This is a genomic window from Rossellomorea aquimaris, from assembly GCF_001877785.1.
In the GTDB taxonomy this organism is placed as follows: Bacteria; Bacillota; Bacilli; order Bacillales; family Bacillaceae_B; genus Rossellomorea; species Rossellomorea aquimaris_A.
In genome coordinates, this window is record NZ_MINN01000080.1 from 1 (window position 1) to 10,459 (window position 10,459).

General features: G+C 44.1%; 13 protein-coding genes. 10 read left to right on the plus strand and 3 right to left on the minus strand.

All coding sequences use genetic code 11. The annotated features are described in order from the left end of the window. The first annotated feature begins 374 nt into the window (after positions 1 to 374). The 8 genes from BHE18_RS09650 to proC all read left to right on the plus strand — a co-directional run bounded on the left by BHE18_RS09650 (position 375) and on the right by proC (position 5,803). The gene (locus tag BHE18_RS09650; RefSeq protein ID WP_071618384.1) at positions 375 to 569 is read left to right on the plus strand and encodes a hypothetical protein; all 195 of its coding nucleotides are present in this window, start codon (positions 375 to 377) and stop codon (positions 567 to 569) included. Positions 570 to 656: 87 nt separating this feature from the next. Next, entirely contained in the window at positions 657 to 827 is a 171-nt protein-coding gene (locus BHE18_RS22880; protein ID WP_141771849.1) for a hypothetical protein, read from the plus strand. A gap of 365 nt (positions 828 to 1,192) precedes the next feature. Beyond that, the gene (gene yhbH, locus BHE18_RS09655) at positions 1,193 to 2,362 is read left to right on the plus strand and encodes a sporulation protein YhbH (RefSeq protein WP_071618385.1); all 1,170 of its coding nucleotides are present in this window, start codon (positions 1,193 to 1,195) and stop codon (positions 2,360 to 2,362) included. Between the two features lie 351 nt (positions 2,363 to 2,713). After that, positions 2,714 to 3,205, plus strand: a complete 492-nt coding sequence (locus tag BHE18_RS09660) for an STAS domain-containing protein (RefSeq protein ID WP_071618386.1) — start codon at positions 2,714 to 2,716, stop codon at positions 3,203 to 3,205. Between the two features lie 134 nt (positions 3,206 to 3,339). Then, on the plus strand, positions 3,340 to 3,639 hold the full coding sequence (locus BHE18_RS09665) for a YciI family protein (RefSeq protein ID WP_071618387.1): 300 nt from the start codon (positions 3,340 to 3,342) through the stop codon (positions 3,637 to 3,639). Between the two features lie 21 nt (positions 3,640 to 3,660). Continuing rightward, positions 3,661 to 4,677, plus strand: coding sequence for a phosphotransferase enzyme family protein (locus BHE18_RS09670; protein WP_071618388.1), 1,017 nt, complete (start codon positions 3,661 to 3,663; stop codon positions 4,675 to 4,677). Between the two features lie 4 nt (positions 4,678 to 4,681). Beyond that, positions 4,682 to 4,885, plus strand: a complete 204-nt coding sequence (locus BHE18_RS09675; RefSeq protein WP_071618389.1) for a hypothetical protein — start codon at positions 4,682 to 4,684, stop codon at positions 4,883 to 4,885. A 111-nt stretch (positions 4,886 to 4,996) separates the two neighbouring features. Further along, on the plus strand, positions 4,997 to 5,803 hold the full coding sequence (gene proC / locus BHE18_RS09680) for a pyrroline-5-carboxylate reductase (protein WP_071618390.1): 807 nt from the start codon (positions 4,997 to 4,999) through the stop codon (positions 5,801 to 5,803). Positions 5,804 to 5,853: 50 nt separating this feature from the next. Here the strand turns inward: proC and BHE18_RS09685 are convergent, their stop codons facing one another. The 3 genes from BHE18_RS09685 to BHE18_RS09695 form a co-directional block, all read right to left on the minus strand. After that, the gene (locus BHE18_RS09685) at positions 5,854 to 6,480 is read right to left on the minus strand and encodes an SIMPL domain-containing protein (RefSeq protein ID WP_171910690.1); all 627 of its coding nucleotides are present in this window, start codon (positions 6,478 to 6,480) and stop codon (positions 5,854 to 5,856) included. 45 nt (positions 6,481 to 6,525) lie between these two features. Further along, positions 6,526 to 6,921 (minus strand): hypothetical protein, encoded by a 396-nt coding sequence (locus BHE18_RS09690; RefSeq protein WP_071618392.1) that lies wholly within the window; start codon positions 6,919 to 6,921, stop codon positions 6,526 to 6,528. A gap of 92 nt (positions 6,922 to 7,013) precedes the next feature. Next, the gene (locus tag BHE18_RS09695) at positions 7,014 to 7,961 is read right to left on the minus strand and encodes an L-lactate dehydrogenase (RefSeq protein WP_071618393.1); all 948 of its coding nucleotides are present in this window, start codon (positions 7,959 to 7,961) and stop codon (positions 7,014 to 7,016) included. Between the two features lie 240 nt (positions 7,962 to 8,201). On the opposite strand from BHE18_RS09695, the gene BHE18_RS23845 reads away from it, so the two are divergent. Continuing rightward, positions 8,202 to 9,251 (plus strand): tetratricopeptide repeat protein, encoded by a 1,050-nt coding sequence (locus tag BHE18_RS23845; protein WP_083573687.1) that lies wholly within the window; start codon positions 8,202 to 8,204, stop codon positions 9,249 to 9,251. Positions 9,252 to 9,525: 274 nt separating this feature from the next. Further along, positions 9,526 to 10,080, plus strand: coding sequence for a histidine phosphatase family protein (locus BHE18_RS09710; protein ID WP_071618394.1), 555 nt, complete (start codon positions 9,526 to 9,528; stop codon positions 10,078 to 10,080). The last annotated feature ends 379 nt before the right edge of the window (positions 10,081 to 10,459 follow it).

Sequence of the window (10,459 nt, forward strand, 5' to 3'; positions counted from 1 at the left end):
TTTACGCGCATAGACGCCGAGAGAAATGGGAGGGTCCACCACCATGTCGCTTGTGGAGATCCAAAGGTGCGATCATATTTTAGTACCTATTATTGGAAATACCCCTTTCCGGTCTATTAACGTGCCACGCGTGTTTCCAGATATATTTAAATTTGGGTGTATCTGTTTGACCATGCCGTGTCTCTTATATTGAACACTTAAGAAATCCGGAGAAAAACAAAGATATTCTAAGTAACCTGCCATTATCGTGAGGGAGGCTCACCAACCGCCCGCGGAAAGCGAAGTCTTGCACGGAAATCAACCGCGGTGTTAAGGCGCCAAGTGTTTATTATCGAAAGGAGAGGGGAAATGTAAAAGATAAGAGGTGATACACGATGACCAAAAAACAAGAAGTGGATAAAAAACAGGAACTCGATAAAAACTATGAGCCGGACAACGGATCCATGGCACACGACATGGAAGAGATGGAGCAGCTGGGAAAGCAGATGGACAGGCTGCGTACGAACGAGGAATTGAAAGAAGGCGACAAACAACCCGATCCCGTTCAGTATAAGGAAAAAGATAAATAGAAGATATATTGACAGAATAATCAGAATAAAATACACTGTAGATAGATAGAGCCGTAACCATTTCTCAAAGGAAAGCAGGTGAAGGGGATGCCTTCCAAGCCTCAGCCTCGAGAAGAAACGGAACCGTTCAATGGAAGTATGGCCTCCAATATGGAGGAACTGATCAAGTTGGGAAAGCAAATGGAGAAATTGCGTTCCAGCGGAGAACTGAAGAACAATAATCGAATACAAGATCCGGCTCAATACGAAGAGGATTAAAATGAACTGACCAGGGGGAAACACCTGGTTATTTTTTATGTACCCGCATAGCAGCGTGATCTGCCGAATATAATAGGAGACTTACGAATAAAGTGGTCATTGAATCTATCTTCTCAACTTACATATGGAGGGAAGATTTTTAAAAATATCAAGCTATTCATTTCCATAAAAAACAGGCTCGTCCATTTTCAAAAAGAACCTTTAATTGTCGAAATTATTTGTAAATTTATCGATACTTCTGCATAGGATAGAGTAATCCCCGAATCATTCCTTTAGAGGGGAAATTGTCAGTAGATTAGGCAGTCAACATAGTGTATGTAGCGTGCAGAAAAAGTGTGAAAAAATTTTTTAAGGAGGGAAAAAGATTGAGTCAACTCGATAATCATCAGTTTGTCATTTCCAAGGAAGATTGGGCCCTCCACCGCAAAGGTCACGATGATCAGCAAAGACATCAAGAAAAAGTACAGGATGCAATAAGAAATAATTTACCTGATCTGATCACTGAAGAAAACATCATTATGTCCAATGGCCGTGATGTCGTCAAAATTCCGATCCGTTCGTTAGATGAGTATAAAATACGCTACAACTATGATAAAAACAAACATGCAGGACAGGGAGACGGCGACAGTCAAGTTGGAGATGTAATTGCCAGAGATGGTTCCCAGCAGCAAAAAGGTCCCGGGAAAGGTCAAGGAGCAGGAGATAAAGCAGGAGAAGACTATTATGAAGCAGAAGTGTCCCTTATGGAGATTGAGGATGCGCTATTCAGTCAGTTGGAACTTCCGAATCTGAAAAGGAAAGAGCAGGATGTCCAGACCGTGGAGCATATTGAATTCAATGATATTCGTAAAACGGGCCTCATGGGTAATATAGATAAAAAGAAGACGATGATGTCTGCATTTAAGAGGAATGCCATGAAAGGAGCCCCGAGTTTCCATCCGATCATCACAGAGGATCTGAAATTCAGAACGTGGAATGAAGTGTTGAAGCCTGAATCCAAAGCCGTTGTATTGGCGATGATGGATACAAGCGGAAGTATGGGCGTTTGGGAAAAGTATATGGCCAGAAGTTTCTTCTTTTGGATGACAAGGTTCTTAAGGACGAAATATGAGACCGTGGAAATTGAGTTCATTGCCCACCATACTGAAGCAAAGGTCGTTTCGGAAGAACATTTCTTCTCAAAAGGAGAAAGCGGCGGGACCATCTGTTCATCTGCCTACAGGAAAGCGCTGGAACTCATTAATGATAAATACAACCCGTCCCGCTACAATATTTATCCTTTTCATTTCTCGGATGGCGACAATCTAACGTCAGACAATGTACGCTGCGTCAAGCTTGTCGAAGAATTAATGAAAGTATCCAGCATGTTCGGATACGGTGAAGTCAATCAGTATAATCGTCACTCAACCCTCATGTCAGCTTACAAAAACATCAAGAATGAAGACTTCCGTTATTTTATCCTCAAGCAAAAAGCCGATGTATTCCATGCCATGAGAAGCTTCTTCAAGAAAGAAGAAGAAAAAGCATATGCGTGATAAAAACCAGCCGGCGAGGCTGGTTTTTATCTTTATATAAGGCTGTTTTCTAAAAGATTGCTGCTTTTCGTAAAGGGCTTGCAGCCTGGATATAGCTTGTGGACGTGCTCGTTTCGTACTCCAGTTCAAACAACAAATGGACGGACAAGCCGAAAATACCCAAGTTCCGGTATTTTCTTGTGTGCAAAGCAACAAAATATGCGAAAAGAGCCTTATATAATGAATGTTCAGGTCCCTTTAAAAAACAGTACTCTTTTGAGGAGGTTTGATGCTAGAATAGGGATATGAGTATTTTTTTATTGGGGAAATTTACAAACGGGCCTAAAATAAATCGATATGGTGAGGTTTAGAATGACAAACGAATCGACACAAATCCACGAGCTTAAAGCGGAAATCGCCAGACTGAAAAAACAACTGGACGATTCCCAAGAGTTAATAAGGGATATTTCAGCTCCCATCATACCATCAATCGTACCTGAAACCATTCTTGTCCCGATCACCGGCCGGCTGTCACCAGAGCGATTCGAGATGATCATCACAAGAATCCTTAATGTATCTTACCAAGAGGATATCAATACGATTATCATAGACTTCTCTGCCATTACAGAAAAAGAGATCTGTGAATTGGATGTATTCGGCACCTATATTGAAAATATGGCAAGAGCCATATCACTGATGGGGATAGAAGTCATTTTTGTCGGCTTTAACCCTTCGCTTACGCAGATCATGGTCAATTCCGGGGTGCAGCAGATCCTTGAAGTGAAAAGTTTCCTTTCATTCAGGACGGCTCTTCAATATTTAATGAAACAAAGAGGAATTGTGTTTCAAAGTATCAATGATTAATAGACCAGCCCGCGGGGTTGGTTTTTTATTTGGAGAATAATTGAAAGAGGTTCTGCAGTCATGAATAAAAGGAGATTGGAAGAGGGAAGTCGAATAATAGTATGTGAATATTTCATTGGAAAAGAGGGGTTTTCATGGAATTTATTTATGTATTAAAACTGATTCCGCGCTTATTTAAAGAAGAAAATTGGACTGCTGAAGACGAAAATTTCGTAACGGCACATTTCGAAAGACTAAAGACGTTCAGGGACCAAGGCACAGTCATCTTAGCCGGCAGAACATTGAATGAGGAAGAACATGCCTTTGGGATTGTTGTGTTTGAAGCGGAAAATGAAGAAGAGGCCGAAGAATTTATGAAGGAAGATCCGGCTGTGAAAAATGGAATCATGACAGGCGAGTTATACCCGTATCGGGTGGCATTGCTGAAAGAATAATCATGTGTAAGGAGAATAAAGATGGAAAAATGGATAGAAAATTTATTCAGTGTGGAACTTCTGGAAAAAGCGGCCGGGAAATTCGGATGCGAAGCTTCCAGGGCTAAGAAGCTTGGAGATTTTGAAAACTATGTGTATGAGGTGCATAAAGGAGATAGGCCTTACATATTAAGATTGACTCACAGTTCACACCGGTCAGGCATCGATGTTGAAGCTGAACTTAGATGGGTGAATTATCTGCATGAAAATGGAGTGAATGTCTCACTTGCCAATCGTTCACGTGAAGGAAGATTAGTAGAAAAGCTGGAAGCAGGCGATACCTTCTTTTATGTGTGTTTATTTGATAAAGCACCCGGAAAACCGGTGAAAGTCATTGATCCCCTGTTTGATGAAGCCCTGTTTAAAGAATGGGGAAGGGTCACCGGGAAAATGCACCGCCTCACGAAAGAATATGATGCGGGGGAATACCAAAGGGAACGCTGGGACGAGGATGATATCCTCAGCTATTCAAAGTACCTCTCCCAAGAGGACGCTGTTATTATTGAGAAAGCAGAAAAGAACAAAAAGGAGCTGCAAGAGCTGGATGAGACCCCGGATAACTTCGGTATCATCCATTCAGATATTCACGCAGGCAACTTTTTTTATCATGACGGAGAGATGCACGTGTTTGACTTTGATGACAGCATGCAGTTCTTTTTCTTGAGTGATATTGCGATACCCCTCTATTATTCTGTGTGGTGGAAACACGGAAAAGGCACACTTGGGGAGAGATCCGAATTTGGAGCGACGTTTTTAAAAGCTTTTCTAATTGGATACCTCGAAGAGAATTCAGTTGAAGAAGATTGGATTCCCCGCCTTCCTTCATTTTTATTATTGAGGGATTTTACCCTTTACTCTGTTTTTCATAAGAAATGGGATCTGACCAATTTATCAGAAGCCGAGGAGTCACTGCTGACAGGATTGAAAGACAGGCTGTTGAACGATGAACCGATTGTGAACCTTGATTACCAGGCAATTCTCACACAGGCGAAAGGATAAAGGAATGATTTGGGCGCTGCTGGTGACGGGAATCGTGATTGGTCTTCTCGTCCGGCTGACAAGGAAAACCTTTAAAAGCGGGTACGGCTTATCCCAGGATCTGTTTGACCAGCCGCAATACCTCAAGACCTGTGCACATTGTCATAAAAAACTGCCGAAAGAGTATAAGAAAACGCTGTGTCCCTATTGTGGAAAGTTGACAGAATAGGAAAATCGCTTCAGACCCTGCGGCAATACGCGCTAAAGGGTCTTTTTTTACGGGGGTGGGAAAGTCTGATATGATTCTAAAGAGGAAAGTTAAAGACAGAGGTGAAGCTCATTGGAGAAAACGATTGGATTCATCGGCTGCGGCAATATGGCCCAGGCAATACTAGGCGGGATCCTGAAAGCAGATATAGTCGACAGAAGTGCCGTCATGACCAGTGCAAGGTCTGATGCAACCCGGAAGAAAGTCGCGGAAGAATTTCAAGTTGAATGTACAGAGGATAACCTGACAGTAGCAGGTTTTTCGGATATTTTGTTCCTTTCCATCAAACCGGACCAGTATGAGAAGGTTATTGCAGAAATTAAAGATGAAGTAAAAGAAGATGTCATCATCGTGACAATCGCTGCCGGAATCACCCTGGACTGGGTGGAAGCCCGGTTCGACAAAGCGGTCAAGGTCGTTCGTACGATGCCCAATACCCCCTCCCTGGTTGGGGAAGGAATGACAGCATATTGTATGAATAACCGTCTGACCCAAGAGGAATTGAAAGAGGTTTCCACCATATTAGGGAGCTTCGGGAAAGCCGAGGCGGTTGAAGAGAGTTTGATGGATGCGATTCCTGCGGTCAGTGGATCTTCCCCTGCCTATGTATTCATGTTCATCGAAGCACTCGCAGATGGCGCGGTCCTTCAAGGGCTTCCAAGAAAACAAGCGTACGAAATGGCAGCGCAGGCTGTTCTCGGTGCTGCCAAAATGGTGCTGGAGACAGGCACGCATCCAGGTGAATTGAAAGATGCTGTCTGCTCTCCCGGCGGGGCTACGATTGAAGCAGTTGCTGCCCTTGAGAAAAATGGATTCAAAGGCTCCATTTTGGCCGCTATGGAAGCATGTGGAAGAAAATCGACATCGTTAGGCGGATAAAAAATAATGCCCGTTTCTCCATTGCTAAAGCAGGGAGGGACGGGCTTTGTTTAATTCATACGGAATTCTGCTGTAAGGGAAGCGGTGACCCCGATCTGGCCGGGCTGCAGGCTGGTGCTTTCTTCAGCAGCTTTAACGAAGGCAGCGGGGGCAAACACCGTTTCGGCAGAAGCTCCATGCTCCGTAATGGATTTAGGATAAGGGTTCAATTGCTGATGAGATTGACTCGCCAGTGTGCCCGCTTTCTCATATGCTTTTTGATAAGCAGAAGCGAGCGCCTGCCTGTAGGCTGCGGCAGGGTCAGAATTTACAAACTGAATATTTTCAACACGATTCGCGCCGCTCTTTATGGCATCATCGATGATTTTCCCAAGAGTGTCTACATTGTTCACTGTGATCCTGAAAACATGCCGCACCTCGTAGCCTGTAAAGACCTGCTTTCCGTCTTCGTAATTATATTGAGGAAAAATCTGATAACCCGACGTCTGGATATCCTTTTCAGGTACCCCATTCCCCCTCAGTGATTGCACAACCCGGTTGGAAATCTGCCGGTTATGGCCCTGTGCCTCTTCAAGGTCTTCGCTCTTTGTAACGATACCGATCGAAATAATTGCCTGATCAGGATCTACATAGACCGTATGCTCCCCGGTGACCCTGGTTGTTCCTGACCTGTTCACTGCACCTGTTCGAAAATATGAAGGATACGAGTACAAAGTCATCGCCTACACACAAGTGAAGGATTGGATGTTATCCAAGTCAATGCCGAAGTACACCCATCTCCATCCGATCCATCTCCAGCCTGCAATGGATCGGCGGCCGATAAATACAGGATAGAACCAGAATTGATCTCTTCGCAGCCAGATATACGTGTAGCGGAACAGGCAGCGCCGGATTGCACCGGGATCTACAGCCATCACGCTCGGCCCGCCCTGCGCAGCAGTCATCTGCGGTGTGAAGTTCGGCGGAGGTCCCGGCGGAGGCTGCTGACTCCCCTGATTTCCCCCGCCCGGCGCTCCTCCAGGCGGCGGAGCGCTTGGCGGGCCGCCAGGGAAACCGCTGCCGGGGCTTCCTCCTGGAAAACCGGGGAATCCAGGAAATAGTTGTCTATCGTCGTACATGGAAAAACCTCCTCATAAACGGATTCACCATAGTCTATGAGGAGGATATCCGGGCGTGCGTGTCTATTCAGTTACCGGCCAGGGATCTCTTTTCAGCTGAAAGCTGTCTCCATAACCTTTTTTAATGTCTCGGATGAGTGTTCGAATTGCTGAAGTTCTTTTTCATTCAGCGGAAGCTCTACCACTTTGCGGACCCCTTCACGGTTGATGATCGCCGGGACACCGATATAAACGTCATCCTGTCCGTACTCTCCCTGGAGAAGGGAAGAAACGGTGAGGATGCTGTTCTCATTATTGAAAATTGCCCGGGTGATGCGGGCAAGTCCCATTGCGATTCCATAATAAGTTGCACCTTTCCGTTCAATGATGTGATAAGCTGCATCCCTTACATTGAGGAAAATTTCATCCAATTTCTTTTGAATATCCTCATTCCCCATATCAATCAATTCGCTTAAATGGCTTGCACCGATTGTAGTATGGCTCCATACCGGAAATTCTGTATCGCCGTGTTCACCCATAATATATGCGTGAATATTCCGGGTGTCGATGTCAAAGTGTTCCCCGACCAGGTAGCGGAGCCTGGCAGTATCCAGAATTGTCCCGGAACCGATGACCCTTTCTTTCGGAAGTCCGGAGAATTTCCAGGTTGCATAGGTCAGAATATCGACAGGGTTTGTGGCAACAAGGAAAATCCCGTTAAACCCGCTCGCCATTACCTCATCCACGATCCCTTTAAAAATCTTTATGTTTTTCTCCACTAAATCAAGGCGGGTTTCACCGGGCTTTTGATTCGCTCCAGCAGTGATCACCACAAGGTCCGCGTCCTGACAATCACTGTAATCACCTGCGTGGATCTTCATCGGGGATGCGAAAGCAAGACCGTGATTAAGATCGCGGGCATCCCCGTCCGCTTTATCTTTATTCATATCGATTAACACGAGTTCATGGGCAATCCCCTGATTCAATAGAGCAAACGCGTAGCTTGAGCCGACAAATCCAGTGCCGATAAGAGCCACTTTGTTTGTACATTTGATTGTCATTCTTCATCACACACCTAACTTTTAGGAAGTTTTAAATAATCTGATTGGGAAATAACTATTTGTGAAATAATTCACAAACTAATGATAACATGAAAGTCTAACATATTCTACTTCTTACCACTCGAGAAAATACGTAAACAGAAGAAAACAATGAACCTTTCACACTATTGTCAAAAAAGCAGACTGAAGGATTTCTGCCTCTGTTCAGTGAATATATACTAGTGGAAAGAGGTGTCAGTAATGGAATTAACCAATGGCCGCATTAAAATCCGCCCCATTAAAGAAGAAGATAAATATATCGTAAAGAAATGGCTGTCCGACCCAGAGGTGCTTCAATTTTATGAGGGAAGGGACCGTCCTTTTACACTGGAAATGGTTGAAGAGAAATTTGTGAAAGGGAGTCCTGAATCCGCCAGGTGCATCATTGTTTTTGAAGACCGGGAGATAGGGTATCTTCAATATTATCGCATAGATGAAGAAGAGCGGAAAAAGTACGGGTACAGTCAATCACAGGAGGTTATTTACGGAACCGATCAGTTCATCGGTGAATCCGTACTTTGGAATCAGGGGATCGGAACGTTGATGATCAATGAGGTAAAAAAATATCTGACTGAAACAAAAGGTGCCGACCTTCTCGTCATGGACCCAATGGTTTGGAATGAACGTGCCATAAAATGCTACGAAAAATGCGGCTACAAAAAAATTAAGATCCTGCAGCAAAATGAATTTCACGAAGGAATCTGGCATGATGCCTGGCTCGTCGAGTATAGGCCGGAGCAGAAGAAGATAGGGGTTGGATCTGTCGAAGAAAGGATCGAACAAGGTGTCCAGCTGAGGGATAGAGGGGATATCCAGGCTTCTATCGAGCTTTTTAATATGTTGATAGAGGAAGAACCTCGTAATGCCAGCATTCATTATCAATGTGCATGGAGCCATGATGCCCTCGGAAAGGAAAGGGAGGCTATCCCTTATTACGAAAAAGCAATAACGCTCGGTTTAAATGAACTTGATCTCCAGGGTGCATACCTGGGGCTCGGCAGCACGTACCGTACTTTGGGCGAATATGAAATTGCAAAACAGGTTCTATTGAATGGAATGGAACGATTCCCGGATCACAATGCCCTCAAACTCTTTTACAGCATGACATTACATAATAGCAAAGAGCATGGTGAGGCTATGGAAATCCTATTGAACTTATTGGCTGAAACCTCAGCAGACAAAACCATCCAGTCCTATCGGAAAGCGATTGAATTTTATGCCGGGCAGCTCGATAAGGTATGGGAACAGTAAAAAGATGAAACCTTTCTTCTTTGATTTCGTATTATTTACTAAAGATGAACGGAGGGGATTTTTTGGGCTGGTTCTAATACTAGTTATCATTGGCACCATGCTCGGCTTTACCTGATAAATAAATCATATGTAAGATGGCTCCACGGTAATAAAGGGCTGGATCTACATTCCAAAGAAGTAGAATGCCCCAATTGTCGCAGACTGACGAAACGGCAGAAGACAGCTCAGGAGTGCTCACATTGTTATACAAGTTTCTAAGAAAAGAAGTGAAAACATGCCAACCACCATCTATTTTGTCCGACACGCCCATTCTGTCTATACCCCGGAGGAGCTGGAGAGGCCGCTCTCCGAAAGAGGAAAACGCGATGCAGATCGGGTGAAGGGCATCTTGAAAGACAAGAATATCCATGCGGTCTGTTCAAGCCCATATAAAAGGGCCGTTCAAACAGTAGAGGGAACAGCCTCCTTTTTCAATAAAGAAATTGACATCTGTGAAGATTTGAAAGAAAGACAGCTTTCCGGTGAACCGGTGGTAGACTTTTCGCAGGCAATCATGAAAGTGTGGAAGGAACCTGAATTTTCCTTTCCCGGGGGTGAATCCAACAAAGCAGCCCAGAAAAGGGGAATAAAGAGTTTCCAGGGAATCTTGGAAAGATACGAAGGGAAAAACGTAGCGATCGGCACGCACGGCAACATCATGGTCCTCATCATGAACCACTTCGATCCTCAATATGACTTTGAATTCTGGCAGAAGCTTGAAATGCCTGATATCTATAAACTTACCTTTGAAGGTAAGGTGCTGCTCGGAGTGGAAAGGGTGCTGGATTAAAAGACAAGCTGAAAAGACAAATAAAGAAGCCGATACAAAAGTGTTTCTTATCAAAGTAAAACCCGAACTAATTTACCTATTGGCAGATAAATTAGTTCGGGTTTTTAGATTGAATTTACACAATGATGTAAGGTTTTTACAGCGTTTGATTGGAGTGCAAGACGCAGACTCCTGCGGGAAGAGTAGCTTATGTGAGACCCCGCAGGAACGCAGTGACGAGGAGCATTCCTGTTATAAAGTAAATTGCGTTTCTATCGAAGTTTTTGCGATGTGCATAAAAAAAGCCCCCTTGGTACGATAGAGAGTGTCATGCATGACCTCGAATTAAGTACCGAAGGGAGACTTCAATTATGGATTTTACACAAAATAAACGACTTAA

Excerpts from the sequence above, each read along its gene's own strand:
- BHE18_RS22880 (WP_141771849.1), top strand. The coding sequence starts at position 657 with ATGCCTTCCAAGCCTCAGCCTCGAGAAGAAACGGAACCGTTCAATGGA.
- BHE18_RS09695 (WP_071618393.1), bottom strand. The coding sequence starts at position 7,961 with ATGACAATCAAATGTACAAACAAAGTGGCTCTTATCGGCACTGGATTT.
- BHE18_RS23845 (WP_083573687.1), top strand. The coding sequence starts at position 8,202 with ATGGAATTAACCAATGGCCGCATTAAAATCCGCCCCATTAAAGAAGAA.
- BHE18_RS09690 (WP_071618392.1), bottom strand. The coding sequence starts at position 6,921 with ATGTACGACGATAGACAACTATTTCCTGGATTCCCCGGTTTTCCAGGA.
- BHE18_RS09660 (WP_071618386.1), top strand. The coding sequence starts at position 2,714 with ATGACAAACGAATCGACACAAATCCACGAGCTTAAAGCGGAAATCGCC.
- BHE18_RS09665 (WP_071618387.1), top strand. The coding sequence starts at position 3,340 with ATGGAATTTATTTATGTATTAAAACTGATTCCGCGCTTATTTAAAGAA.
- BHE18_RS09670 (WP_071618388.1), top strand. The coding sequence starts at position 3,661 with ATGGAAAAATGGATAGAAAATTTATTCAGTGTGGAACTTCTGGAAAAA.
- BHE18_RS09675 (WP_071618389.1), top strand. The coding sequence starts at position 4,682 with ATGATTTGGGCGCTGCTGGTGACGGGAATCGTGATTGGTCTTCTCGTC.
- BHE18_RS09650 (WP_071618384.1), top strand. The coding sequence starts at position 375 with ATGACCAAAAAACAAGAAGTGGATAAAAAACAGGAACTCGATAAAAAC.
- BHE18_RS09710 (WP_071618394.1), top strand. The coding sequence starts at position 9,526 with ATGCCAACCACCATCTATTTTGTCCGACACGCCCATTCTGTCTATACC.